The organism is Mesorhizobium sp. M0106 (assembly GCF_040322715.1).
GTDB lineage: Bacteria > Pseudomonadota > Alphaproteobacteria > Rhizobiales > Rhizobiaceae > Mesorhizobium.
Window position 1 is genome coordinate 34,966 of the sequence record NZ_JAMYUA010000024.1, and the last position, 24,267, is coordinate 59,232.

Annotated in this window: 21 protein-coding genes, 1 tRNA gene and 3 pseudogenes; 10 read left to right on the forward strand and 15 right to left on the reverse strand. The window is 60.8% G+C overall.

All coding sequences use genetic code 11. The features are described from left to right. Positions 1-19: 19 nt before the first annotated feature. Positions 20-811 carry a sugar isomerase domain-containing protein gene (locus NKJ55_RS22080; RefSeq protein ID WP_023722251.1) on the forward strand — a complete coding sequence of 264 codons (792 nt, stop codon included), beginning with the start codon at positions 20-22 and terminating at the stop codon, positions 809-811. A gap of 51 nt (positions 812-862) precedes the next feature. On the opposite strand, the pseudogene NKJ55_RS22085 reads toward NKJ55_RS22080, so the two are convergent. From NKJ55_RS22085 to NKJ55_RS22115, 7 genes and pseudogenes are all read right to left on the reverse strand, one after another. Beyond that, positions 863-1,481, reverse strand: a pseudogene (locus NKJ55_RS22085) (IS5 family transposase); the annotation flags it as partial. 157 nt (positions 1,482-1,638) lie between these two features. Continuing rightward, the gene (locus tag NKJ55_RS22090; protein WP_352451707.1) at positions 1,639-2,067 is read right to left on the reverse strand and encodes a type II toxin-antitoxin system VapC family toxin; all 429 of its coding nucleotides are present in this window, start codon (positions 2,065-2,067) and stop codon (positions 1,639-1,641) included. Then, positions 2,067-2,312: a type II toxin-antitoxin system VapB family antitoxin gene (locus tag NKJ55_RS22095; protein ID WP_023722247.1), complete on the reverse strand. Its 246-nt coding sequence runs from the start codon at positions 2,310-2,312 to the stop codon at positions 2,067-2,069. Before NKJ55_RS22095 ends, NKJ55_RS22090 begins: the two co-directional genes overlap by 1 nt. 448 nt (positions 2,313-2,760) lie before the next feature. Next, positions 2,761-4,806, reverse strand: coding sequence for a CHASE2 domain-containing protein (locus NKJ55_RS22100; RefSeq protein WP_352451708.1), 2,046 nt, complete (start codon positions 4,804-4,806; stop codon positions 2,761-2,763). Positions 4,807-4,821: 15 nt separating this feature from the next. Continuing rightward, positions 4,822-5,631: a FecR family protein gene (locus tag NKJ55_RS22105; protein ID WP_352451709.1), complete on the reverse strand. Its 810-nt coding sequence runs from the start codon at positions 5,629-5,631 to the stop codon at positions 4,822-4,824. Between the two features lie 11 nt (positions 5,632-5,642). Continuing rightward, complete coding sequence (locus tag NKJ55_RS22110; RefSeq protein WP_352451710.1) at positions 5,643-6,917, reverse strand: tetratricopeptide repeat protein; 1,275 nt, start codon at positions 6,915-6,917, stop codon at positions 5,643-5,645. A gap of 493 nt (positions 6,918-7,410) precedes the next feature. After that, positions 7,411-8,598: a magnesium transporter gene (locus tag NKJ55_RS22115; protein ID WP_352451711.1), complete on the reverse strand. Its 1,188-nt coding sequence runs from the start codon at positions 8,596-8,598 to the stop codon at positions 7,411-7,413. Positions 8,599-9,089: 491 nt separating this feature from the next. Between NKJ55_RS22115 and NKJ55_RS22120 the strand changes: the two genes are divergently transcribed. Then, positions 9,090-9,404, forward strand: a complete 315-nt coding sequence (locus NKJ55_RS22120) for a hypothetical protein (protein WP_352451712.1) — start codon at positions 9,090-9,092, stop codon at positions 9,402-9,404. 102 nt (positions 9,405-9,506) lie between these two features. Further along, a pseudogene (locus NKJ55_RS22125) lies at positions 9,507-9,701 on the forward strand (IS110 family transposase); the annotation flags it as partial. 144 nt (positions 9,702-9,845) lie between these two features. On the opposite strand, the gene NKJ55_RS35660 reads toward NKJ55_RS22125, so the two are convergent. Continuing rightward, positions 9,846-10,442, reverse strand: a complete 597-nt coding sequence (locus NKJ55_RS35660; protein ID WP_502904503.1) for a hypothetical protein — start codon at positions 10,440-10,442, stop codon at positions 9,846-9,848. Positions 10,443-10,502: 60 nt separating this feature from the next. Continuing rightward, positions 10,503-10,667 (reverse strand): hypothetical protein, encoded by a 165-nt coding sequence (locus tag NKJ55_RS22135; protein WP_023678731.1) that lies wholly within the window; start codon positions 10,665-10,667, stop codon positions 10,503-10,505. Positions 10,668-10,813: 146 nt separating this feature from the next. Here NKJ55_RS22135 and NKJ55_RS22140 point away from each other — a divergent pair, with 146 nt between their 5' ends. Both NKJ55_RS22140 and NKJ55_RS22145 read left to right on the forward strand, forming a co-directional pair. Further along, a complete protein-coding gene (locus tag NKJ55_RS22140; protein ID WP_352451713.1) occupies positions 10,814-11,521 on the forward strand; it encodes a hypothetical protein in 708 nt (235 codons plus the stop codon). Continuing rightward, the gene (locus NKJ55_RS22145) at positions 11,487-11,711 is read left to right on the forward strand and encodes a DUF2274 domain-containing protein (RefSeq protein ID WP_352451714.1); all 225 of its coding nucleotides are present in this window, start codon (positions 11,487-11,489) and stop codon (positions 11,709-11,711) included. The genes NKJ55_RS22140 and NKJ55_RS22145 overlap by 35 nt, the downstream gene beginning before the upstream one ends. 31 nt (positions 11,712-11,742) lie before the next feature. Here the strand turns inward: NKJ55_RS22145 and NKJ55_RS22150 are convergent, their stop codons facing one another. The 4 genes and pseudogenes from NKJ55_RS22150 to NKJ55_RS22165 all read right to left on the reverse strand — a co-directional run bounded on the left by NKJ55_RS22150 (position 11,743) and on the right by NKJ55_RS22165 (position 16,551). Then, positions 11,743-12,630: a LysR family transcriptional regulator gene (locus tag NKJ55_RS22150; protein ID WP_352451715.1), complete on the reverse strand. Its 888-nt coding sequence runs from the start codon at positions 12,628-12,630 to the stop codon at positions 11,743-11,745. A 554-nt stretch (positions 12,631-13,184) separates the two neighbouring features. Beyond that, positions 13,185-15,374 (reverse strand): calcium-binding protein, encoded by a 2,190-nt coding sequence (locus tag NKJ55_RS22155; protein ID WP_352451716.1) that lies wholly within the window; start codon positions 15,372-15,374, stop codon positions 13,185-13,187. Between the two features lie 635 nt (positions 15,375-16,009). Then, positions 16,010-16,084, reverse strand: a tRNA-Gln gene (locus tag NKJ55_RS22160). A gap of 123 nt (positions 16,085-16,207) precedes the next feature. Then, positions 16,208-16,551: pseudogene (locus tag NKJ55_RS22165) on the reverse strand (VOC family protein). A gap of 186 nt (positions 16,552-16,737) precedes the next feature. Here NKJ55_RS22165 and ppdK point away from each other — a divergent pair. The 4 genes from ppdK to NKJ55_RS22185 all read left to right on the forward strand — a co-directional run bounded on the left by ppdK (position 16,738) and on the right by NKJ55_RS22185 (position 21,534). Continuing rightward, complete coding sequence (ppdK, locus tag NKJ55_RS22170; protein WP_352451717.1) at positions 16,738-19,416, forward strand: pyruvate, phosphate dikinase; 2,679 nt, start codon at positions 16,738-16,740, stop codon at positions 19,414-19,416. Between the two features lie 135 nt (positions 19,417-19,551). After that, positions 19,552-20,142 carry a glycosyltransferase family 9 protein gene (locus NKJ55_RS22175; RefSeq protein WP_352451718.1) on the forward strand — a complete coding sequence of 197 codons (591 nt, stop codon included), beginning with the start codon at positions 19,552-19,554 and terminating at the stop codon, positions 20,140-20,142. A gap of 34 nt (positions 20,143-20,176) precedes the next feature. Then, the gene (locus tag NKJ55_RS22180) at positions 20,177-20,656 is read left to right on the forward strand and encodes a glycosyltransferase family 9 protein (RefSeq protein WP_352451719.1); all 480 of its coding nucleotides are present in this window, start codon (positions 20,177-20,179) and stop codon (positions 20,654-20,656) included. A gap of 140 nt (positions 20,657-20,796) precedes the next feature. Beyond that, positions 20,797-21,534: a polysaccharide deacetylase family protein gene (locus NKJ55_RS22185; protein WP_352451720.1), complete on the forward strand. Its 738-nt coding sequence runs from the start codon at positions 20,797-20,799 to the stop codon at positions 21,532-21,534. Here NKJ55_RS22185 and NKJ55_RS22190 read toward each other — a convergent pair whose 3' ends face one another. Next, positions 21,535-21,924: a DUF427 domain-containing protein gene (locus tag NKJ55_RS22190; RefSeq protein ID WP_352451721.1), complete on the reverse strand. Its 390-nt coding sequence runs from the start codon at positions 21,922-21,924 to the stop codon at positions 21,535-21,537. Positions 21,925-22,046: 122 nt separating this feature from the next. Beyond that, positions 22,047-22,433 (reverse strand): hypothetical protein, encoded by a 387-nt coding sequence (locus tag NKJ55_RS22195; RefSeq protein WP_352451722.1) that lies wholly within the window; start codon positions 22,431-22,433, stop codon positions 22,047-22,049. A 175-nt stretch (positions 22,434-22,608) separates the two neighbouring features. Between NKJ55_RS22195 and NKJ55_RS22200 the strand changes: the two genes are divergently transcribed. Beyond that, positions 22,609-24,237 carry a fatty-acid--CoA ligase gene (locus NKJ55_RS22200; protein WP_352451723.1) on the forward strand — a complete coding sequence of 543 codons (1,629 nt, stop codon included), beginning with the start codon at positions 22,609-22,611 and terminating at the stop codon, positions 24,235-24,237. Positions 24,238-24,267: the final 30 nt, after the last annotated feature.

Below are 24,267 nucleotides of genomic sequence, written 5' to 3' on the forward strand. Positions count from 1 at the left end.
ACATAACAGGAGAATCCACGTGTCCGATCTTTACATACCCCGCCTTGCCGCCCTCATCGAACAGGCTTCGAAAGCCAATGCCGAAGCCTTTGGCGAGGCGGCCAGCCGCTTTGCCGACACGCTCGAGAGCGGCGGGTTGGTTCATCTTTACGGCTCGGGCCACTCGGTGTTGCCGGTCCAGGAAGTGTTTCCGCGCTACGGCAGCTATGTCGGCTTCAATCCGCTGACCGACCCGCGTGTCATGTGGCATAACGTGCTCGGCGCCGGCGGCGTGCGCGAACTTCTGTGGCTGGAGCGGACCGAGAAATACGCCGAGAAATTCCTCGACCACCAGCCGCTGAACAAAGGCGATTCGATCATCATCTTTGGCCACAGCGGCCGCAATTCGTCCGGCATCGACACCGCGCTTTATGCGAAAAAACGCGGCATCTTCGTCGTTGCGATAACTAGCAAGAACAATCTCGACAAGCCGGCGACGCACTCTTCCGGCAAACGGCTTGCCGATGCCGCCGACCTTGTCATCGACACCTGCTCGCCGATCGAGGATGCCATCGTGCCGGTCGAGGGCTGGAGCCGACCGGTCTCCGGTTCGTCGACCGTGCTTGCCATGATCCTGGCGCATGAGCTGATCGCCCGCACCGCCGAGGCGCTTTCGAAACGCGGCATCGAACTGCCGGTTTTTGCCTCGCCGACAATTGCCGGCGTCACACTGCACGACACCGACGTCATCTATGGCGTCTATCGCGAGAAAATGCTCGAGGCACAGAAGAAGCACCTGCCGACCTTCCAGGCGACCATGCGCGGCGAATGACAACCGGGGAGGGCACGCAAAACGCCAGGACGTAGACTCATCACGGCGTAGCCAGATGCGAGTTGAGACGAGTTTCAGGGCAGCAAGGTAGTTTTCTGCCAGCTTGTCATATCGAGTTGCGATGCGACGGAACTGCTTGGCCTTGTTGAAGAAGCGTTCGACGAGGTTGCGGGCCCTGTAGAGGAAGGGGCTGAAGCACATCGGGTCCTTGCGGTTGGCCTTGGGCCGGGATGTTGGCCCATGCCTTTTGCTCGGTGACGGCATTGCGCAAGGCGTTGGCATCATAGCCCTTGTCGGCGAGCAGCATGGCACCCTCGGGCAAATCCTTGATCAAGCCCGCTGCGTAGGCGATGTCACTCACCTGCCGTGAGCGGCAGCTTGATCGGCCTGGGCGTCGACAAGAGCACGGATTTTGGTTGTAAGCCCGTCTCGTGAACGACCGAGACAATGATCTCGGCCGTGGCGCCTTGCTGATGGACGCGAACAACGGAGGTGTCGATCATCTGCACTTTGTCGTCATGGGCTTTGGTAATGTCGTCCATGAGGCGGTCCCACACACCTGCTTTCCGCCATCGAACGAAGCGATTGTAGCAGGTGGTGCGTGGGCCGTATCGCTCCCTGGCAGATCGCGCCATGGCGCACCCGATCGCAGCACCCAGAAGATGCCGTCTGCCCGCTGTGCCTGGACGGTGATCGTGCCGAAGAAAACCAGTGCTGCAGCGAACGTTCCTCGTAATATTGCGTTTAACCATGAAAGACGACGATTCGCCCAAAGCATGCAAAAGGGCCCATCGCCTCTCGCGCCGCGATGCAAGGCCTGGAAAGCCTTACGCCAGATCAGTTTGTGAAAAGTCATTGCCCTTGTAAAGCAGGGCAAGCCGGTGAGCCTTCGCGCAAGCATAGGCAAAACAATCGCCGAAATTGAGATCGGCTTTGTGCCCGACTGCTTTGCCGTATTTCATGCTGGCTTCGATAGCCCGGTCGCCGATGTCGCCGGATATCATGATTTCTTTGCCGGCGATCTCGATCAAAAAGGCGTCGACGGTATCACGGGCTTGCGCCAGCATGTCGGCCGTGGGCTTGGCGTTCTTTTTGATGGCTTCGGCCGATGCTCGCGCGAGACCCTGGACTGCCTCGAACCGGACGAGCGGGGAGATATACAGCGGCTTGGTCGCGGCCGCGAGCCGCTTTTCCAGTTCTTCCGCGCCAGGTTCCTCGTTCAGGATGGCAACGATCACCGAGGCATCGACGAACATCAGTCGTCGCTCCACATTTGGTCGGTGAATTTCTTCATATCGAAATCAGGGTTGGCCGGCCCGATCCGCCGCGCCATTTCCTTGACTTTGGCAAGTCTCTCGCGCAGCGGGACGCTGCCGCGGTTGCGCTCGATCTCATGGCGCAAGGCGGTTCTGACGGCCTCGGTCTTGCTGCGCGCGTTGGTAATCTGCTGCAGCTCGACGGCCATGGCATCGACGTCGGGATCGCGAATGAAGAGCGGCATTTTGTATATCCTCATGAGTGATATATGTATATCACATCGGAGATATACTCGCCAGCGAATTCGCGAGCGGCGGTTTTGATAAGGAGGGGAGGGAGGAATGCAGCTTGCGAAAATCCCGAGCGCATGATCCGGCGACGAGGATAAACAATCTGAACCACGCGCTGCCTCCACATGGGATGGCGCCGGCGAACTCAACGAAGCCGTGCTGCCATTCGTGGTGAACTGGATAACACGGCCTATCTTCTCGCTCGAAAATTCGGCGGCCTCGACAATCATTGCCGGGTTACCTCGACGGATCCCTTCGCCGTCTATCCGCGTCTCATCGGCTGTCGCGCTGATCCGGATTGACAGCCACCCGCAATTAAAGGGCCGTTTGATGACACCTAGGCCTCCCCAGCAGTATTAGTTCACAAAGCAGGTCGGCACCCCTGCGATCCGCTGGATCCGGTCAGCGTGTGCTTCGGGTTCGGGGTCCAAGATCAGGCGGTGCCATTTGCACGGATGGCGGCGAACCAACCACCACGGCAGGGGCGCCAGATTGCTCACTACGTTGGCTCTCTACTTCGCGGCTCATACTTTGGTGAGCAGCTTGCATCTCCGGAACGGTGAAAACCGGCACCTCGCCCTTGAAACCCTGGAGCTCAAAGGCGCCCGCCTGGACGACCGGCATCGATGCTCCTTCGGCAAAGCCGGGGCCAAGCACCAGGGGGATGCCCAGCTTCTTGGTCGTCGACTCGAGCCGAGCCGTGCGGTTCACCGGAGAGCCGATCGCGGTGTAGTCGAAACGCCGTTCGGAGCCGAAATTGCCTACCGAGCAAATGCCCGTCTCGATGGCGACGCCGATTGCGATGGAGGGGTGGCCGTCCGCGCTGAAGGCGGCGTCTTCACGCTTCACCCGTTCGATCAGGGCAAGGCCCGCGTCGAGCGCGCGCTCGCGATGGTCCGGCTGATCAAGCGGCGCGTTCCAGAAAGCGAGCACCGCGTCGCCCATGAACTTGTCGATGGTGCCGTCGCGCTTGAGGATCTCATCGGTCGCAATGCCGAGGAAGTGGTTGACCACCTTTGCGATTTCTTGGGTATCGAGCTGTTCGCTCATCGTCGTGAAGCCGCGTATGTCGCTGAGCAGAATTGTGATCTCGCGCTTCTCGCCGGACAGGATTGCCTCGGTGTCCGAGCTTGCGAGACGCTGCACCACGGAGGGCGACAGATATTGGGAGAACTGTCGTGCCAGGGTGGACCGGCGCTGCTCGCTGCGCCGGTAGAGGACATAGCCTTCGAAGCCGGCTACGAGTATCGTCGCAAGCGCCGGCTGCAGCGGGTCATAGAGTGCACCCTGCAGGCTGTATTCGAGAGCGCCGAACACGAAAGGCGTGACGGCCAGCAGCGCCAGAGCCAGGGCACCAAGCACGACACGCCCGGCGAGCACTCCTGAAAGCCCGATGAAAACGATGGCGCCGAGGACAAACCAGAGCCGCTCAAGCGTACGTGCGTGCGTTGGCTCTGCAAGGTAGCGCCCGGCAAGCAACTGGACGATTGCATCGGCGTGGATGTCCGCGCCTGGTCGCGCTGGACGCGTCGGGGTGGGCAGGTACTGCGTCAGTCCCACGGCCGACAGATCGACAATGGCGATGGCGTCCCGCAGCCGCGGATCGCCATGGCCCGAAAGGATAGTGCTGGCGGACAGGCGGGGCGTATCGGTGTTGGTTTCCCAGAGGCGGATGCTCCCCTCCGGCTCGAGCCGCACAATGGCGCCGGCCATCCTGAGTGCGTCGAACCCGGCTGCATTCATCCGGGCTATGTAACCGTCCTGTCCGGCGTAAAGGCGCAGGAGCTCGAGCGCGAAGGACGGCCACAGCTGCACGCCTTGAGCGGTGTTGCGAAGCCACAGCAGCGGCACATGGCGCAATACGCCGTCGGGATCGGGCAAGGTGCGAATCACGCCGAGGCCCGCGGCGGCGTTCGAGAATTCGGCAAGCGAGCCGGTCAGGCCGGCGAAGCCGGGAAGTGTGTCGGGTACCTGTCCGACGATCGACCAGCCGGCTTTGGGCCCTGCTTCTGAAACCGTCGCCTCATTGCCCAGGCTGACGGCAAGCGCCGTTCGATTTTTGGCCAGCGCCGCTGCCAGGCGCTTGTCTCCGGCGATGCCCTCACGCGAGGTGTCGGCCTCTGGCAGTACCAGCGCAAGCCCGATCACCGCCGCGCCGGATTCGGTGATGCCATCGACCAGATCGGCCAAGAGGCCACGGTTCCAGGGCCATCGCCCATGTGCCTTGAGGCTGGCGTCGTCTATCGAGACGATCACGACAGGATTGCTCGTCGCCTGGCGTGGGGCGAGAAACTGGTAGAAGTCGTAGGTACGCTCACGCAGGCGCGACAACGGCCCGTCAAAAGCCAAATGGCAAGCGAGCAGCAGGAGCACGACCACAAGGCCGGATATTTTGCGCCTGCCAGCTTGCCGCCAATCAGCCCAGCGCCAACCGACCAAGAGGCTCATGTCGTGCGGCCAGGCCTAATTGCAGTAGTAGCAGCAACCCTCACCCTCACACTCGCCCTTATCCACGCCCCCGCCCACAGGTGGCGTTAGGCTGTCGGGGAACTCCATGACCACTCCTGGCAATGCGCCGTCCGTGGACTCACAGACTTTGAGCGAGCCGCCGAGTGCCGACGCACAAATCGCGCTTACGTCCAATCCAGGACCCGGTGCGCCTGGCAGGCCGGTGCCGGCTATCCGGTCGATGCTGTCCAATACCGGGAAGGTGTCGATTCCGCCGTAGCCGGTCAGCAGCTTGCCATCTTCCGATGTGCAGGCGTAGCCCGGGTTTGTGATGACCAGCCGTTTGCCATTGATCGTGCAGGTCATGCGGCCGGCGCGCAGAATGCCGACGGTCTGGCCGGCTGCCACCAGCACTTCGATGATGCCGCCTCTGGCTCCGAGCACCATATGCGGTGTCGCAACCTGCATGACGCCGCCTTTCGAAACCTGGCCGCCATAGAACCGGGCCAGGCCGCTGTTCATCCCGATGTCGATCTTTCCCGATCCGGAGCCCGGATTGTAGACGAATTCATCGATCGTCAGGCTGGTGTTCGGACCAATCTTGGCGCTCGATTCGTCCCGGAACACCAGCATTCCAAGACCGGTGGGATTGCTGCGCAGCTGGTCGCCGAGTTCGACGCCGGCCCCAACGTTCATTGTCCCGCCGTTGTTGCGGACGATGTTGGTCTGGTAGGCCGTCATCGACCCGACCGTCTCAGCGGCGGATGGTGCCGCGAAGGCAAGGCAGGCGATAAAAATGGCGATCTGACGGTACGGGGTCCTCATCGCGGCCTCTTTCAATTGAGCGTCAACGTATAGCTCATGAGCATTTCGAACGATTTTCGGTCGCGGTTGGCGATGTCGAAGTTGGTTTCGCGATAGGCGAGATCGACGCTGATCTTCTGCGCCTCCGTCAGCTGAAAATCGCTTTCCGAGGCAATGCGCCAGAAGTCGCTCTTGATATTTGTGCCGATGCCGACGGACAGATCGGGAGTGTCGCTGTGGTCGGCCGAGAAGGCGATCTGGTGCGACCATGCGAAAAGATCCGGCACATTCATCAACAGGCCGCCATAGCGGACCTCGCCCGTGTAGCTGCGGCCGATTTCGCCAGATCCGGAGGCGAAGTCATTCGAGCCGACCAGCCGCAGTCCGAGCGCCTGGCCATTGCGGAAGCGGTAGCTGCCGCCCGCCTCATAGAAAACCCTGCTATCGGCGAAAATGCCTTGCGAGGCGCTTAGATCGATGTAGCCGCCGCCTGCGAAAAGCGTCGTTTCGACCGTCGGGCGCACAAGAAAGCGCCCACTGACGCCGATGCCGGTCTCGTGGATATCGCTGTCGAAACGATCCGTAACTGTGAACGCCGAAAGCAACAGGCGCAGCGAATCGATCCCACTGTTCGGCAGCCCCTTGTCCCAGGTGATTGCGGCGTTGCCGTGGATGAAGGTCTCCTTGCTACCCGGAACCGACAGGTCTTCCGTGAAAAAGCGCTGTGTCGCCGTCAACGACCCTGAAAGGACGAGAGCGTCGGCGCTTGGCGTGCCGAGGTCCCACCGGACAAAGCCTTCCGCCCGCCCATAGGGCGAGACGAAGCTGTCGTCGTCCTGCGCCCCGCCGGGCTCAAAATCGGTAAATGCGCTGAACACGCCGCCGGTCAGGGCGAGTTCCCAGGTGATGCCACGCAACGCGCGCTCGATGCGGGCGAGCAGGCGAACGGCTTCCTGCTGCTCACTTGCGGTCAGACCGCCGACTTCGATGCCGTACTGCACCTGCCGCCGGGCCAATTCATAGGAGCCGACATGATAGTACAATCGGCTGGCCGCCAGCCGGGCGCGCGCATCGCGGGGATATTTGATCAGATACTGCTCGATTGAGGAGATCGCCTGATCGTATTGTCCCGCGTTGACGGCAACTGTGACGAACTGGGCGAGCGTTCCGTTGTCGGCCGGACTGGCGATGCGGGCCGAAAACGCATCATCATATGCCGTAAAAAGACCTTGTGCGCCGGCCGGCGATACGCCGGTACAAAGCAGCGCCGCGGCGAAGCCGAAGATCGTTGGAAACGAAGATTGCATGCCGAGAACCCACCCCTAACCCGACTAGTGCGAAGGATTTAGCACGACCACAAGAAAAAGGCGACTGAACTGTCAACAGGCCATGCGAGTCTCAGCAGCTGTTGCAGCTGCGCAACAAACCCCCGGTTTATTCGTGCTTCGGCTACGCCCGTTGCCCAAATATATTCTCAGCGTTGCTGTGCACAATTGAAGTATTCGGCATCGGTGGCAACTAACTCAAATCATCATCAGTGGCGGATCGCACAGCCGACAAGATTAATATTGTTTGCGCGATTCTGCGCGTATCTGGTCACTAAATGAGCCCATCAAGGTCACCCGGGTCATCCAAAGGTCTTCCGTCGCGTTGCGCAAGCGGACGGAGAGCTGCAGGGCCGATGCTTTTCGCAACGGCCTGTGCGATTGCGGTCTGGTCTTCGCAATTTCGTTCGCCGCCGACGAGGTCAGCTTATAGGAACCCATCTCCCCAGGGAACGCGTCACCGGACGCGCCCTTGCTACAGCACGAGCATGGTGGCCAGCCCCAGCATCAGGCCCATGCCTACAATATCGGTCACGGTGGTGAGAAAGATCGCCGAAGCTACGGCCGGATCGGCGCCGACCCGGCGCAGGCCGAGCGGGATCAGCACGCCGGAGATTCCGGACATGAGGCACGATCCGGACATGGCAAGCAGGATCACAAGTGCCAGCATGGGCGCCTGGGCCGCCGACTCCGGTTGCCGCGAGGCGTAGAACCACATCGCCGCAGCCGCCACAAGGCCGACGAGCACGCCGTTGGCGATCCCGAGCGCGCCCTCCCGCATCACCAGGTGCAGCTTCGGTCGTTTGTCCACATCCCCCAGGGCAAGGCCACGCAGCGTCATAGCCAGTGCCTGGCAGCCGGTGTTTCCGCTCTGCCCGGCCAAGACCGGGAGGAACGCCGCCAGTGCGACGATCTTCTCGATCGTGCCTGTGAACGAACTGACCACGAAAGCGGCCATGAAGGCCGTCAGCAGGTTCAGCTGCAGCCACGGATGACGCTTCAAGAAAGCTGAAAACAGCGGCGTAAAAGAACGCTCCTCCTTCTGGACACCCACCATCTGGCCAGACTGGGCAGAAATCTCGATGATTTGCTGCTCGAACAGCCGCCAACCTCGAACCTGCCCGAGCAGCCGGTTGTCCGCGTCCACCACGGGATAGACAGGGTAGTGACGGCGTACCGCCGCCTTGCATGCGTTGCTCAAAGAGAGACCGACATTAAGAGCGAACGGCCTGGGCAGCATGATCTGATCGACCATCGCGTTCGGTTCGCTCAGCATCAGATCGCGCAGGACCACCAGGCCAACCAATTTATCGCCCCCCTCCGTGACGTAGAGATAAGTGAGCTCGGTCGGCACCTGGGCGCGTCTGACAGCTTCCACCGCGGCAGCAACCGTCGTCCCGACAGGAACGCTGGCGGGAATCGGGTCCATCACCTCGACGAGCGACTCGGGGATCGCGAAATCCTTGCCACTGCCATGAGACCTGATGGGCCGCATATGCGTTGGCAAATGCTCGGCCACCTTACGGGCGTGCCCGTCCGGCAACAGCTTTAGTGTGTCGCGGATGAACTCGGGAGACTCTCGGGCAAGCAATTCAGCCGCGTCATCAGGTGCTCGAGCACGCAGCGTGCGCACCAGCTTCTCAACGTCGTTCTCTTCCTTCATCTGCCGCCGCCCCCAAATTGCTAGTGTCTTGCCTCTGACAGTATGACACGGATCGGATCGCTCTGTCTGGCGCGCAGTGGCCCAAGCGCCTCGATCCGGAAGTCTTCGCCTCTCGGCGCGCCTAGTGGACCGAGCCCAGACAGATCTGAGCCATTGCGGGGTGCATACAGGCGGGCTGTAACGCCAGAGTGTCGCCGAGAATCTGACGTGTTGCGAACTTCACCGGTCTTTTGGGCTTGCGAGCACGCCGCACCAATGAAACTTAAACCCGGAAATTCTGCAGAGGCAGGGTCTCCGGCGTTCGAATTAATTGCCTCATCCGGCGCATCTTGCCAGTTTCACCAGCTATTGACGCCACGGCCGGTTAAGATCTGCGACTGCTTGCATAGAAGGATGTGGAGCACGAGCTCCTTCGAGGACGATTTCATGACGGTCTTGCACCAAGGCAAAAACTTCGGCAAGTTCGTTACGTCTTGGGAGAGGGCACAACAATGAAATTATCTCGCGTAGGCATGATGCCGGTCGCGGCAATGGTGATTTGCGCAAACTCGTTCGTTCCAACCGCCGCCCGCGCTAACTCGGTTGCCTTCGATTATGGATATCAGATGGCGGCTTATTTGTTTTGCTCTCAATCGATCTATAACGACAGACGTTTTGGCGACTTTCTTGTTGAAGATGGGAAGTATGACAAAACGAAAGAGTACAATCATGGCGTTGCCGCTCTGAAAGCCGCGCTCAAAGGCCCCCACCCTAGGAAAGTGTGCTTCGATGCCGCCCGCGCCAGCGGTTGGTGGACCGACCGCTGACGGCTTTCGAACTCGGTCTTTAGTTGGTTGCTTATCGGCTTCGGCTCACCGCCAATCGGCAGGCCGTCGAAGCCGTGCAACCATGCCTCGGCACGCTCGCTGTCGCGGCGCTGGCAGTCCGGCTCCACGACTGACGTCCAGGGATGGATCTCGAAAGCCGGCGACTCGGATGTGCGGCGTGCGCCCTGCGAGGCGGTATCGGGTCTGGTGATCCGCTTCAAGGGCAGGGACAAGGTCAAGAGCTGGGGTGAGGCGACCGCAAAACGCTCCTGCCACCGCAGAGCCAGCGTCGCGGTGGTCCCGCAACCTGGCGGTGATCATCATCGCCTTTGAGAACCTCTTCGCCATGGAACCGGGTCAGTGCCGGCAGACCCCGGCCGAGGTGGCGCAGACAGTGCTCGGCCATCCGAACTTGGTGGCGCTTATCGATTTCAGTCACGCCTATATTGAATCCACCCATCGCGGCCTGAACTTCTGCGGGCAATGGCGCCGGTGGCGGGGCACCTGCATGTCCATGACTCCTTCGGGCGCCCGCAGGGCTTCCACAGAACCTACCTCCCGCAGGAGGATGCAGCGCTGGGTATAGGCGACCTGCACATGCCCGTCGGCTGGGGCGATATCGAATAGGATGACATCTTCAGTGAGCTGGCCTTCTTGCCCGGGACCGAATCGGGCCCCGCTATCCCAACGAGCAATCCGATTGCCTGGCCCGGGCAAAAAAATCTTGTCACGTTGAACGATCGCGCTGAGCGCGGAGCGGCGGAGTAAAAACGGAGAATCCGCCGCTGTTGTGCTGCCAATGTCGGCCAGAGCTGCCGAACTCGTTGGCAGCGAGCCGTTCCGCATTGGCAAGGTCGACCGTAACGAGTTTTGTCGGTCTGTTTCGATGAGATTGTAAGAAGAGTTCGCCTGCCGGTCCACGATACGACGGCCAGCATTAGTTGGCTTGTCCCTGGTGGTCGAGCGCGGGCAGGGGCTGGAAACATACAAGTCATCCACCCGTTCGCCAGCCGGGCCATAGGCCGATTTCTGCTCCATTTGATCGCATGCGTGCTCGCCAACTCGGTACCTTGGCGGCGTCCGCCAGCTCCCTTCTGACTATTCCCTTTCCTTCGCACTTATCTTGATTCCGCGCCGTTCCGCGTACTCGATCAATGCGAGTTCTATCACCGAGGTGATAGAACGCCGCTCCGCGTCTGCAAGCTGTTGCGCCAAGGCCAACACCGGTGGATCAAGGCGGGTGGTGAACGGCTTTTTTGTCATTTTCGCTCTGCGGCTTGATATTCAGTTTCAAAAGGCGTATAGATATGCACGTGCATCGAACTTGCATCGCACGTGCGGCGGCTGGCCAGAGTGCGCCAACACTCCAGTCAGCCTGACCACAACCCAAGCTGATTGGAGCTCGGATCATGGCTGATTCCGACAATACCACGACTCTGCCTTACGTCACCCGCAGGCGAGTACTTGAGGGAACAGTCGTGGCCACCACCGCGTGGACGCTCCAAGGCAACGCGCCCGCAAGCGGCGCCGGAAGCACGAATGTGCGTTCTGATCCTGCACTGGCGCTTTGGCGGGAATGGGAGAGAGTCTACAAACAGACCGAGCGGCTTTGCCGCAGGCAGCAGCGCTTGGAGACAAGGCTTGTCGAGAGCGTCGGCTTTCCCTGTGTGACCGTCCGCCTGACCGAGGGTGAGCAGGTGACGGTCCATTCGATCGAGATGCTCGATGAAGTGCTCGGCAAAGCGCCGGATATGGCGGCTCTCCGCGAAAAGGCCGAAGCTGATTTCGCGGCGCATCAGGCACGCTGGGATGCGGCTGCGGAGCAAACCGGCTACACCGCCGCCTTCAGGGCCGAGCGCGAGGCTAGCGAGAAAATGCAAGATCTGCTGCAAGCTTTCTCAACCACCCCCGCTACGACTCTGGCCGGTGTGGCGGGCAAGCTCGATGCCGTGTTGCGCGAGGGCGAAGCGTGGGAGGAATGCTCCGAGTTTCCTTGGCCGCAAATCCGCACAGCGCTCTGCGATCTGGTCCGCATCGCCGAAGGCTTTGGTGCTGACCGGGTGCGGCGCCCAAGGATCCGTCATGACCAAACTGAAACTCTTCGTCATTCCCGATGACCGTCCGGTCAAGATCACGGTCGAACTGCCCGGCACCATTCATCGCCATCTCGTCGCCTATGCTGAATTGCTGGGCCGCGAGACCGGACAGATAGTCGCCGATCCGGCAAAGCTGATAGCGCCGATGCTGACCCGGTTCATGACAAGACAGAGCCTTTGCCAGAACCCGAAGAAGCCTGAAGCCGGATGAGTGTTCGGGGTTTATGCCTGTTGGAGGGCCATCAGGAGGAATACCGATCACGCAGAAACGCGATGAAGATCGGCAAGGCAGGATTGGCGTTGTCCGGGCGCCAACGGGCAAAATTGCAGATCTGGATTGGCTTGCTCCCGATCCGCAGCTTGCGGCAGACGGCGCCGTCAGGAAGGCTGTTAGCATCTCTGTGGTGGATCAGAGCGACTCCTAGACCGTTTCCGACAAGGCGCAGCAGGATGCCCGCACTAACGTGATGTTCGACGATCGTGGGAAGCTGTACACTGCTTCCAACAGCCTCGGCGAGTAGAAATGCTTCGCCCCTGCGCACGAGCAGCGTCTCCTGGCCTAGCTCCGACCACTCGATCACGGGACGGCTTGCGAGAGGATGACTGGAAGCGAGAACGACGGCTAGGGTATCCTTCCACAATTTCAGTTCGAATGCGCCGCCAGTGGATCGGGAGGAGGAAGTGACGGTGACGTCGACCTGCGTGCCGCCCATCGCAGCCCTGGGCTCAGGATGAGAACCTTCTATCAAGCTGACGGTCACATTTGGATAACATTTCCCGAACTCAATGATTGCACCCAGCGCTCTCCCGGCGAGGACGAGTCCGTTGGAGCCGATGGAAAGCCTTTGTTGTTCATCCTTGATGCCCGTCCTGGCCAGCGTCAGAGTATTGTCCAGTTCGAGCAGCACGGAGCGAAGACGATCGAGGAAACGCTCGCCGGCCGGGGTTGGCCCAACGCCTCGAGCATGGCGATGAAATATCCTCGTGCCCATCGCGTATTCGAGATCTCGTATGCGCCGGCTGAGCGCGGTGTGGTCGATCCCGGCGCGCCGTGCCGCGCGCAGAAAGCTGCCCTCCTCGGCGACTACAAGCGCATAATTGAGAGTCGCTAGTTGAATGGAGTTCCGCATCTCTGCTCGACGTCTAGGTGGCGACAAATCGCACACGTTTGAGCGCTTTTGGCCGCGGCGGGCTATCACCAAATCTCAGTATTGACTCAGATGAGGCCACCGACGCCTCTTATGAAAGAAACAACGGACGTCAGGTGGCGTGCAGCAATCTCTCGCGATCACCGGGAGCGATCCCCGAATGCGCATCGGAGTAGACGAGCTCGAATGTGTGTATGGTTTGCGCCGCCTTGACCTGAGGGGAACCTTTAAACTCGAGTGGCACTCATGGTCGGCCACGGCGCCTCGCCGTCATTCATGCTGCGTCGGTACGGTGGGTCCGCTGGCAGGGGAGGGCTCGCACGAGCCGATCAGCGATGGTAGGGCGCTCGCAGCGATGATCCCGAAGGACACTCACTCGAAAGAGACCACTCCGTTTTCTCGCTCATCTAATGGAGGGGCTCGCCCGCTAGCTCCAGGGACAACACCGGCCAAAACATCTATCTCGGAAATCCGGTGCTTGAACAAAGACGGAGCGGCGGACCGGCTCGAATTGAAGGTCCGCCGTTCCGGGTCGTTCAGATCACAAGGAACGAACCTGCTGCAAGCGACAGACCTGGAGAGAGGGTGGCGAATTGTATTTGAGCTGCGCCACCGATCCCGTCGCTGTCGAAAGAGAGCGCCCCGGTTGAGCTGTTGTAGATGATATGGTCGGAGCTGTCATGCGCAGCCGTGCCAGCAAAGAAAGCATCGGATGAAAGGCCGCCCAACTTAAGCCCGGCGAAAATGGCGTGGTCGAGCTGGATCTTGTCTTGGAGCTTGTCGAAGTCGGTGACCCTGTCGATATTGCCGGACCCAAGAGCGGTATTGAACACGAATGCATCATTGCCTCCGTTGCCGGTCAAGATGTCGGCACCGCCACCGCCGTTGACAATGTTCGCGCCGGCATTGCCTTGGATGGTCTGGCCGAACTCGTTGCCGCTGAGGTTCATTGCCGTCGTGCCGGATGGATACCTTGCGGCGAGAAGCTCGATCTGCGAGCCGGCCGAAAGCGCATAGCTCCCCGAAGTGACCACCCTATCGTAGCCGCCGCCCACCTGCTCGATGACCTTGTCGCCGGCATTGTCAACATAGTAGGTGTCATTGCCGCCAAAGCCGGTCATCGTGTCGGCGCCGCCGAGGCCGTTGATGACATTGGCGCCGGCATTGCCCTGGATGGTCTGGGCAAAGCCGTTGCCGTTGAGGTTGATTGCCGTCGTGCCGGATTGATTGGTGGTGGCGAGAAGCTCGATCTCCGAGCCGGCCGCAAGAGCATGGCTCACCGAGGCGAGTACTTTGTCGGCACCGCCGCCTACCGCCTCAATCTCCTTATCGCCGGCATTATCGACATAGTAGGTGTCATTGCCCCCATAGCCGACCATCTTGTCGGCACCGGCGCCGCCATTAATGACATTGGCGCCGGCATTGCCTTGGATGGTCTGGCCGAACTCGTTGCCGCTGAGGTGCATTGCCGTCGTGCCGGATGGATACCTTGCGGCGAGAAGCTCGATCTGCGAGCCGGCCGAAAGCGCATAGCTCCCCGAAGTGACCACCCTGTCGTAGCCGCCGCCCACCTGCTCGATCACCTTGTCGCCGGCATTGTCAACATAGTACGTGTCGTTGCCGCCAAAGCCGGTCATCGTGTCGGCGCCGCCGAGGCCGTTGATGACATTGGCGCCGGCATTGCCCTGGATGGTCTGGGCAAAGCCGTTGCCGTTGAGGTTGATTGCCGTCGTGCCCGATTGATTGGTGGTGGCGAGAAGCTCGATCTCGGAGCCGGCCGCAAGGGCATGACTTACGGAAGCAAGTGCTTTGTCTGTACCGCCGCCCGCCGCCTCAATCTCCTTATCGCGGACGTCATCGACATAATAGGTGTCATTGCCGCCATAGCCGATCATCGTGTGGCCGCCGGCGCCGTGGAACACATCGTCGCCGCTGGTGCCATACAAGGTGTCGCTTGTGTCGACGGGAGGCGGAGTGGTCCCCGTCGTTGCAAGGTTGTGTTCCCGGAAAACGGCCTGCAGTTCCGAAGAGCTCTCCAACGCTGTGTCGCCTCGCTGCGAACCCCACGCGTATGCGTAGTCGAAGGCGGGTGACGGAATCAGCTTGGCCCAGTGCTCCATCATGATTTCCATCTGGGCGGCGGTGGGCACCACATATTTGCCACCCATATCGGTGTTATACTCGCCACCTCCAAACGCCTGGTAGCCCGGAACGATCTGGCTCGTCGGGATGCCCGATGCCTGAGCGGCGGCAACGAATTTATCGATCATGTTGTAGTCGACCGGGCCATCCGTGCGGACCGGATAGACATCTATGCCATAGTAATCGATACCCGTATTGGCGGGATTGTACGTGCCCCTGAAATCCGGATTCGCCGAGGTCCCCAAGCTCATCATTGTGATGTAGGTCTTGGCGCCTGGAAAATGCTCATGGATCCAGTCGGATTCTGCCTTCAGATTTGCGGCAGAGGCGTAGGTACCCCATTGGCCGGTGGGATCCGGCTCGTCAACCAGGAAGAACCCAAATACGTTCGGATTGCCGAGGAAAGGAGTAACCTTGTCGATAAAGGATTGGGTTACTCCGTTGGCCTCGTCGAGGTAGACCAAGCCTTTCATGCCCTCTGGCAGCTCGTTGACCTGGTCAACATATTGCACGCTAGCCAGATTGAATCCGGCTTTTGCAATGTCCGTGCCGGATCCGCCCGACGTGTAATGGAGAGTCGCCATCCATAATCCCTCATTTGATTCGATAGCGCCCCGCGGATGCCTGCCTACTAGAAGGTGTATATTAGCGCCAAATCACATACCTGCACGCCCTGATAGAATGGTTGATCGGCGGCAGGATTGTCACATTGCGGCGAAAAATATACTTACGGATAGTTGGCATCGTTCGATAAAAACAAAATTTAATTGCAGGCAGCCTAGCGTCATTTTGGAGATGTTTAGTAAAATTTTTATGCAGTTCAATTTATTGCTGATAGTGAAGGATAACGCGTCCCCTGTATATGTCAAGAAACTTAATTTTTTATTAAATAAGTTGATAATTGCGCCAGTTCACTCTGAATAAGCATTGTCAATACTGAAAATTTGAAGAAGAGAATACAAGGCATATGATATATCTATTATAAAAAGTTTAATACTGTAAGATCGAACGCCAAGCCACGGCAGAAAAACGGCCTTTCCCCCCAAATATGTATTTTTACAGCCGGCCAATTGAGCCAATGTTAAGCTAAGATTCTGGCCGGACCACGCACTCTGCCGGCGACACTAATTTGTTGTGGACAGATACTGCAGGTGCCAACCGACAATCAGGTTGTCCGCAACTGAGATTGCGACAGGGAGATCGCCAGAATCGGAGAAATTGGCTGGGGCGCCAGGATTCGAACCTGGGAATGTCGGTACCAAAAACCGATGCCTTACCACTTGGCTACGCCCCAACAGCCGGAGCATGCCCGCTGTGCGCGCGGCCTTATAGGACGAGCCGGGAGAAAGCTCAATGCCGACATATCGACTATGCGCGACCGACCCACCGGTTTTTGCAATCGTCAATTTGAACGGACCTATTCACCCCACACCGCCATTTCATTGCCGGCCGGATCGACGAAATGGAACCGCCTGCCGCCGGGGAATGAAAAGATCGGCTTGACGATGGTGCCGCCGGCATTCTCGACGGCGCTCAATGTTTCCTCCAGCCTTTCGGAATAGAGCACGGGCAGCGGCTTGGCCGGCGCATCTTGGCCATCCGCTTGAAAACCGCCGTCCAGCCCTTCGGCAAAGGCTGAATAGGTCAGCCGTAATCGGTGAACGACCACGAGAAGGCCGCGCTGTAGAAAGCCTTCACCCTGTCCAGCGTTCCGCCGGTCGCCGGCATTTCTAGATAATCGAGCTTTCCGGTCATTCTCATCGTTCTGCCCGTTGTTCACGTTATGTTCTACAACAAAGCTTTCCAAAAAGCAAGTCTTTTCGGCGCCGCTTTTCATTAATCGATTGTAGAGGCCGGCCGGCTTGGTCGATGCCTTGCCTTTCGCACTGCAGCATCATATCGCTCGATTTGTCAGTATTTCCAATCTCCTGCAACCGGGGAGCAAGCATGACCAAATGGGTCTACACCTTTGGCGATGGAGCGGCGGAAGGCCGTGCCGGCGACCGCAATCTGCTCGGCGGCAAGGGCGCCAATCTTGCCGAAATGTGCAGCCTGGGCCTACCGGTGCCACCGGGATTCACTATCACCACCGAGGTCTGCAACGCCTATTACGCCAACGGCCACGCCTATCCGGCCTCGCTGGAAGCGGATGTTGCGGTCGCGCTCGACCATATCGGCCGGCTGACCGGGCGCCGTTTCGGGGATCCGTCGAAACTGCTTTTGGTGTCGGTGCGCTCCGGTGCCCGCGCTTCCATGCCCGGCATGATGGACACCGTGCTCAATCTCGGCCTCAACGATGAGACGGTCGAAGCCCTGGCCGCCGATTCAGGCGACGCGCGTTTTGCCTATGACAGCTATCGCCGTTTCATCCAGATGTATTCCGATGTCGTCATGGGCCTCGACCATGAGGTGTTTGAGGAAATTCTCGAAGACCAGAAGGGCGGCCTCGGCCATGAGCTCGACACCGAGCTGACGGCCATCGAATGGCAAGGCGTGATCGCGCTCTACAAGGCCAAGGTCGAGGAGGAGCTCGGCAAACCGTTTCCGCAGGATCCGAACGAGCAGCTCTGGGGCGCCATCGGCGCGGTGTTTTCCAGTTGGATGAACAACCGCGCCATCACCTACCGGCGCCTGCACGACATTCCCGAAAGCTGGGGCACGGCGGTCAACGTCCAGGCCATGGTCTTCGGCAATATGGGCGACACCTCGGCCACCGGCGTCGCCTTCACCCGCAATCCGTCGACCGGCGAAAAGCAGCTTTATGGCGAGTTCCTGGTCAACGCGCAGGGCGAGGATGTCGTCGCCGGCATCCGCACGCCGCAGAACATCACCGAGGCGGCGCGCATTGCCGCCGGCTCCGACAAGCCGTCGCTGCAGAAGCTGATGCCGGACGCCTTCCAGGCTTTCGTCAGCATCTCCGACCGCCTGGAAAAGCATTACCGCGACATGCAGGATCTCGAATTCACCATTGAACGCGGCAAATTGTGGATGCTGCAGACCAGGTCAGGCAAGCGCACCGCCAAGGCAGCGCTGAAGATTGCCGTCGACATGGCCAAGGACGGGCTGATTACGAAGGAGGAGGCCGTCGCCCGCATTGATCCGGCCTCGCTGGACCAGTTGCTGCATCCGACGATCGATCCGAAAGCGGCGCGCGATATCATCGGCGTCGGCCTGCCGGCATCGCCAGGTGCTGCCACCGGCGAAATCGTGTTTTCCTCGAACGACGCCGAGGAGGCCAAGACACAAGGCCGCAAGGCGATCCTGGTGCGCATCGAGACCAGCCCCGAAGACATCCATGGCATGCATGCGGCCGAAGGCATCCTGACGACGCGCGGCGGCATGACCAGCCACGCCGCTGTTGTGGCGCGCGGCATGGGCAAGCCTTGCGTTTCGGGCGCAGGCTCGCTGCGCGTCGACTACAAGGCCGGCACGCTGATGGCGATGGGCGCGACCTTCCGCAAGGGCGATATCATCACCATCGACGGCGGCAACGGCCAGGTGCTGAAGGGCGCGGTACCGATGCTGCAGCCGGAACTCTCGGGCGATTTCGCCGCCATCATGGAGTGGGCCGACGGCGCGCGCCGCATGAAGGTGCGCACCAATGCCGAGACGCCGCTGGATGCGCGCATGGCGCGGTCCTTCGGCGCCGAAGGCATCGGTCTTTGCCGCACCGAGCACATGTTCTTCGACGGCGACCGCATCGTTGCTATGCGCGAGATGATCCTGGCCGATACGGAAAGGGATCGGCGAACGGCGCTGGCCAAGCTGTTGCCGATGCAGCGCTCGGATTTCCTCGAGCTGTTCGAGATCATGGCCGGCCTGCCGGTGACGATCCGCCTGCTCGATCCGCCGCTGCACGAATTCCTGCCCAAGACCGAGGAGGAGGTGGCCGAGGTCGCCGCTGCCATGAACGTATCGCCGGACAAGCTCAGGCGGCGCACCGAAGCGCTGCACGAGTTTAATCCGATGCTCGGCCATCGCGGCTGCCGGCTTGCCGTCTCATATCCCGAAATCGCCGAGATGCAGGCACGAGCCATCTTCGAGGCAGCGGTGGAGGCCGGCAGGAAGGCCGGCGCGCTGGTGGTCCCCGAAATCATGGTGCCGCTGGTGGGGCTGGTGAAGGAACTCGACTTCGTCAAGGCTCGCATCGACGCCGTCGCCAAAAGCGTGATGCAGGAGACCGGCGTCAGGATCGCTTATCTGACAGGCACGATGATCGAACTGCCGCGCGCCGCGATCCGCGCTCATGTCATTGCCGAGGCGGCCGAATTCTTCTCTTTCGGCACCAACGATCTGACCCAGACCACCTTCGGCATCTCGCGCGACGATGCCGCCTCGTTCCTCGAGACCTACCGGAAAAAAGGCATCATCGAGCAGGATCCCTTCGTGTCGCTCGACATAGACGGTGTCGGCGAGCTGGTGCGGATGGCGGCAGAGAAGGGCAGGGCGACGCGGCCCGACATCAAGCTCGGCATCTGCGGCGAGCATGGCGGCGACCCGGCCTCGATCCATTTCTGCGAAAAGGTCGGCCTCGACTACGTCTCGTGCTCGCCATACCGGGTGCCGATTGCCAGGCTGGCCGCCGCGCAAGCGGCGGTGCAGGCTGCAAAGAACGGCCGCGGATAGGAGTTGGAGTCCACCGGCATCTGACCTTACCGATTTGTAACCGAATTCACGCGAACGTGCGTCTGTCGGCTCCAAATCCCGACATCGTTTCTGCCCAGTTTCCGGCCCCCGAACCCGCCCCGGTGCCAGAAACAGATGTTGCAGAACCCGCCCACGCACGTCCGCTCGATTCTCATCCTCCAGACGAAATTCATCGGCGATCTTGTCCTCGCTTCCGCGCTCGCCAGAAACCTGCGCCTCCAATATCCAAAGGCCAGGATAGTGTTCCTTTGCGAGGCGAACTTTGCCAGTTTCCTGTTGGCTCATGGCATCGCCTCGGACGTGGTGGCGTTCCGACGCGTACGGATGCGTGGCACCCCTGTGCAGCGTGGTCGCGAGCTTTACGCGATGGTGCGCGCTCTGCGCCGGTTCCGGTTTGACCTGACCACCGACCTGGCCGATTCCAAAACCTCACGCATCATCGTCAGGCTCGTCAACGCCAAGACCCGCGTCGGATATGATCCGCCCGAAAAACCGTTGCGCTGGCTGGAACGCCAGCCCGCCAACGTCCTAGCCAAGCCGTTTGGCTTTGGTGGCCAGCATTATCTCTACCGCTATCTGTCGCCGCTTGAGGCGCTTGGCGTGGAGTTGCGTGCGCCGGTCCAAGGATTGAGCCGCTCCCGCTGGAGACCGCCAGGGCATTGGCGCTTCTCGACCGGCATCATCTCCGGCGTAACGCCTTCATAGCCGTTCATGCAGGAGCGAGCTTCCGGGGGCGGCAATGGCACAGCCGGAACGTTTTGCGCTGGCGATCGACGAGATCTCGCGGCAGACCGGGTTGGACTTCCTGCTTGTCGGCGGCCCCGATGAACGGGCATCTGCCGAGCGCGTCGTCGCCAAGGCCGCTTCGCCGGTCGTCAACGTGGTCGGGGCGTTGTCGCTGGCAACGCTGCTGGCGGTCCTCGGCCAGGCACGCCTGTTTCTGGGAAACGAGAGTGGCCCGATGCACATGGCCGCTGCCGCCGGAACGCCGGTTGTCGGCCTGTTCGGCCTGACCGACCCGGCCGTCTGGGGGCCTGTCGGCGGGGTCAGTGTTACGCCGCGGCCCTCCATGCCTTGCGAGTGCGTAGCCAGGGACCTGTGCCGCCGGCCCGATCCGAACAAGGCTTGCTGCGTCCGGCGACTTGAGGTCAAAGCGGTGGTCGACGCGGTGCTCGCGATCCTTTCACGTAAGGTTAAGGACGTGGAGCACGCATTGTGACCTCGCGCTTGCCAAAGGTCAGGCCGGCGGTCAAATTGCCCCTGCCGACGCTTTTGCAGGGGCATCGTCCCGATTTCCGCCTTGATGGCGGTCTTGAGGTCGCCGCTTCAACTTTGATCCGGCCGACCTGGAAATAATCGATGCGCCCGTTCCAAAAGTATTTTTGCGCCATTGCGATATCGCTGTGGGCTGTTTCTCCTGGCAACGCCCAGTTGCTCGTCGCACCGACGCTGCACATCAAGGCCGAGGCGGGCGGCGGCCGCGTCGCGCTGACGCTCGATGCGTGCGGCGGAAGGACCGACACACGGATTCTCTCGGCGCTGGTGGAAAACAAGATTCCTGCCACCATTTTCGTCACCGGCATATGGCTGAAGCACAACGCCGCCGCCGTCGAGATCATGCGGGCGCATCCCGAACTGTTTGAATTGGAAAACCATGGCGGCCGCCATGTCCCGGCTGTCGACACGCCGCAAAAGATCTACGGCATTCGCAGTGCCGGCAGCCCGGAGGCCGTGCTGGCCGAGGTCGAATCGGGTGCTGCCGCTCTTGCCGTGACCGGCGAACCGGCGCCGAAATGGTTTCGCGGCGCGACCGCCGAATACAGCCCGTCGGCAATCGCGATGATACGCAAGCTTGGCTTCAAGATCGCCGGATTCTCGATCAACGGCGACGGCGGCTCATTGCTCGGTGCAAAAGCGACCGCCCGGCGCATCGCGGCAGCAAACGACGGCGACGTCATCATCGCTCACATCAACCAGCCGACCCATGCGGCCGGCGAAGGCGTGGTGCAGGCACTTCTGGCGCTGAAGGCCAAGGGCCTCACCTTCGTGCGTCTCGACGATGCCGACGGCGTCGGCGATGAAGGCACCACCGACTGATCAGTCGGGCGTGGCCTCGATGGTCACTTTGTTCGGATAGAACGCGCCGTGGTCGCGGATATCGGCCATCTCGTCGAACGGCCGCTCATAGGCCCACATCGCATCCTTGCCTGCATCGCCGGCGGGCAGCACGCTCCAATAGCTGGCATCGCCCTTATAGGGGCAATGGGTCGCGTGTTCGGTCTTGCCAAGCTGTTTGAAGTCGATGTCGCCGAACGGAATGTAGAAAACAGGCGGATAGGGAGGTTCGGTCAGCACCTTGACCTTGTTGGACGAAGCGATGATGACATCGCCAGCGCGCACCGTCACGGTGCCCTTGTAAGGCTCGACTGTGATGACCTTGCCGGGATTGCGCTGAAAGCCGGGTGACGGATTTGCGATCTGGTCCATATCGGATCTCCTTGCCTCAACCCCAAGATGTGTCTGGCAAGAGCCTTGCGCAAGACCTGCCTGCCACCAGGCGGGCGTCGCCCGCGGGGAAGTCTCGCCTCTTTCTTCCGCTTCGCCGAAACTCAGGCGGCGGCCTGGAAGGCGTCCATCAGCCCGGCATAGGCGGCGGCAATGCCGGCCACCGGATTGGTGCTTTTCGAGGTGGTCTCGACCTTCAAAGCACCACCGCTGGTCGGCAAGGTGAGCAGCAGGAACTGGCGATTGCCGCCATCGCCGACCGATGCGGCGGCGACGTGCTGGGCTTCGCCCTCGTTCTCGACGCACATCTTGAACAAGAGCGTGCCGCCGACAGCTTCGAGGGCGCCGCCGACGACCTCGACGAATTCATCTTCGGAAACGGCTTTGGCGTCAGGCACCAGATCATCCTGCGCCACATCGGCTGCTACCAAATCGGCCAGGCTTTCGGCAAGCGTATTTTCCAGGGCTTTGTCGTCGAGCTGCGCGTCCATGCGAACCTCTTTCATTCGCCAATCGCGCCCCGCCGTTAATCAACGTTAACGCCGAGCATGGCCGGATTGTGGCGAATTCGGCCTCAATTGGCTCCATGCCCCGCTCCAGCCCGATCCTGGCTGGACAATCCGCCGGTTCGTCCCACAATGGCGAAAAAATAACGGGAGGAACAAGATGCTCGGGCTGATGCAGGAATGGCCGCTGCTTTGCCATAAGCTGATTGACAACGCCGAGCGGCAGCACGGCAGCCGCGAGATCGTGTCGCGTTCGATCGAGGGGCCGATCGTGCGCAGCAACTATGCCGAAATCCATCATCGTGCCCTGAAGGTCGCCGAGCGGCTCGAGCGTGGCGGCTTCGGGCTTGGCGACCGCATCGCGACCCTGGCCTGGAACACCGCGCGCCACATCGAGGCCTGGTACGGCATCATGGGTGTCGGCGCCATCTATCACACGCTCAACCCGCGGCTCTTTCCCGAGCAGATCACCTGGATCATGAACAATGCCGGGGATAAGGCGATCTTCGTCGACCTGACCTTCCTGCCGCTGCTCGAAAAGATCGCCGGCGCGGTCAAGTCGCTGAAGCAGGTCATCGTGCTGACCGACGAGGCGCATATGCCGGAGACTGCGCTGCCCAATGTGATCGCCTATGAAGAATGGCTTGCTGAAGCCGACGGCAACTTCGCCTGGAAGACATTCGACGAAAACACCGCCGCCGGGATGTGCTACACCTCGGGCACGACGGGCGACCCGAAAGGCGTCCTATACAGCCATCGTTCGAACGTGCTGCACGCCATGATCGCCGCCATGCCCGACGCCATGGGCCTGTCGTCGCGCGACACCATACTGCCCGTCGTGCCGATGTTTCACGCCAACGCCTGGGGCCTTGCCCAGAGCGCGCCGATGATCGGCGCCAAGCTGGTCATGCCCGGCTGCAAGATGGATGGCGCTTCGCTCTACGAGCTGCTCGATACCGAGAAGGTGACCTTCAGCGCCGCCGTGCCGACGGTGTGGATGATGCTCCTCCAGTATCTGGAAGAGACCGGCAAGAAACTTCCCTATCTGCAGAAAGTCGTCATCGGCGGTGCGTCCTGTCCACGCGCGATCACGACGAAGTTCCAGGACAGTTACGATGTCCAGGTCGTCCACGCCTGGGGCATGACCGAGATGTCGCCGCTCGGCACGCTGTGTACCCTGAAGCCGGATTACGCCGAGCTGAAGGGCGAGGCCCGCCTCGGCGTCCAGCAGAAACAAGGCTTTACACCGTTCGGCATCGAAATGAAGGTGACGGACGACGCCGGCAACGAACTGCCATGGGACGGCAAGACCTTCGGCCGGCTCAAGGTCCGCGGGCCGGCCGTCGCGCGCGCCTATTATGGCGGCATCGGATCCGAACAGTTCGATCAAGACGGCTGGTTCGATACCGGTGACGTCGCGCATATCGACCCCGGAGGCTATATGCAGATCACCGACCGCGCCAAGGACGTGATCAAGTCGGGCGGCGAATGGATCTCGACCATCGAGCTCGAGAACCTCGCGGTCGGCCATCCCGATGTGGCGGAGGCCGCCGCCATCGGCATTCCGCATTCGAAATGGGGCGAGCGGCCTTTGCTCGTGGTCGTGCGCAAGCCGGGCAGGGAGCCGACCAAGACGGATATTCTCGCTTTCATGGACGGCAAGGTGGCGAAGTGGTGGATGCCGGACGACGTCGCTTTTGTCGGCGAAATCCCACACACCGCTGCCGGCAAGATCCAGAAGATTACCTTGCGCCAGCAGTTCCGGGATTATCACCTGCCGACGGATTGACCGGAGATGTGGCGTCTTTGCGTCTTCAAG

What these genes read in the sequence shown, in the direction of transcription:
- NKJ55_RS22100 (WP_352451708.1), bottom strand. Translation starts at nt 4,806, where the DNA reads ATGAGCCTCTTGGTCGGTTGGCGCTGGGCTGATTGGCGGCAAGCTGGC.
- NKJ55_RS22185 (WP_352451720.1), top strand. Translation starts at nt 20,797, where the DNA reads ATGCGCCCGTTCCAAAAGTATTTTTGCGCCATTGCGATATCGCTGTGG.
- NKJ55_RS22195 (WP_352451722.1), bottom strand. Translation starts at nt 22,433, where the DNA reads ATGGACGCGCAGCTCGACGACAAAGCCCTGGAAAATACGCTTGCCGAA.
- NKJ55_RS22115 (WP_352451711.1), bottom strand. Translation starts at nt 8,598, where the DNA reads ATGAAGGAAGAGAACGACGTTGAGAAGCTGGTGCGCACGCTGCGTGCT.
- ppdK (WP_352451717.1), top strand. Translation starts at nt 16,738, where the DNA reads ATGACCAAATGGGTCTACACCTTTGGCGATGGAGCGGCGGAAGGCCGT.
- NKJ55_RS22190 (WP_352451721.1), bottom strand. Translation starts at nt 21,924, where the DNA reads ATGGACCAGATCGCAAATCCGTCACCCGGCTTTCAGCGCAATCCCGGC.
- NKJ55_RS22155 (WP_352451716.1), bottom strand. Translation starts at nt 15,374, where the DNA reads ATGGCGACTCTCCATTACACGTCGGGCGGATCCGGCACGGACATTGCA.
- NKJ55_RS22175 (WP_352451718.1), top strand. Translation starts at nt 19,552, where the DNA reads ATGTTGCAGAACCCGCCCACGCACGTCCGCTCGATTCTCATCCTCCAG.
- NKJ55_RS22140 (WP_352451713.1), top strand. Translation starts at nt 10,814, where the DNA reads ATGGCTGATTCCGACAATACCACGACTCTGCCTTACGTCACCCGCAGG.
- NKJ55_RS22090 (WP_352451707.1), bottom strand. Translation starts at nt 2,067, where the DNA reads ATGTTCGTCGATGCCTCGGTGATCGTTGCCATCCTGAACGAGGAACCT.
- NKJ55_RS22105 (WP_352451709.1), bottom strand. Translation starts at nt 5,631, where the DNA reads ATGAGGACCCCGTACCGTCAGATCGCCATTTTTATCGCCTGCCTTGCC.
- NKJ55_RS22200 (WP_352451723.1), top strand. Translation starts at nt 22,609, where the DNA reads ATGCTCGGGCTGATGCAGGAATGGCCGCTGCTTTGCCATAAGCTGATT.
- NKJ55_RS22145 (WP_352451714.1), top strand. Translation starts at nt 11,487, where the DNA reads ATGACCAAACTGAAACTCTTCGTCATTCCCGATGACCGTCCGGTCAAG.
- NKJ55_RS22180 (WP_352451719.1), top strand. Translation starts at nt 20,177, where the DNA reads ATGGCACAGCCGGAACGTTTTGCGCTGGCGATCGACGAGATCTCGCGG.
- NKJ55_RS22110 (WP_352451710.1), bottom strand. Translation starts at nt 6,917, where the DNA reads ATGCAATCTTCGTTTCCAACGATCTTCGGCTTCGCCGCGGCGCTGCTT.
- NKJ55_RS22150 (WP_352451715.1), bottom strand. Translation starts at nt 12,630, where the DNA reads ATGCGGAACTCCATTCAACTAGCGACTCTCAATTATGCGCTTGTAGTC.
- NKJ55_RS22135 (WP_023678731.1), bottom strand. Translation starts at nt 10,667, where the DNA reads ATGACAAAAAAGCCGTTCACCACCCGCCTTGATCCACCGGTGTTGGCC.
- NKJ55_RS22095 (WP_023722247.1), bottom strand. Translation starts at nt 2,312, where the DNA reads ATGCCGCTCTTCATTCGCGATCCCGACGTCGATGCCATGGCCGTCGAG.
- NKJ55_RS35660 (WP_502904503.1), bottom strand. Translation starts at nt 10,442, where the DNA reads ATGGAGCAGAAATCGGCCTATGGCCCGGCTGGCGAACGGGTGGATGAC.
- NKJ55_RS22120 (WP_352451712.1), top strand. Translation starts at nt 9,090, where the DNA reads ATGAAATTATCTCGCGTAGGCATGATGCCGGTCGCGGCAATGGTGATT.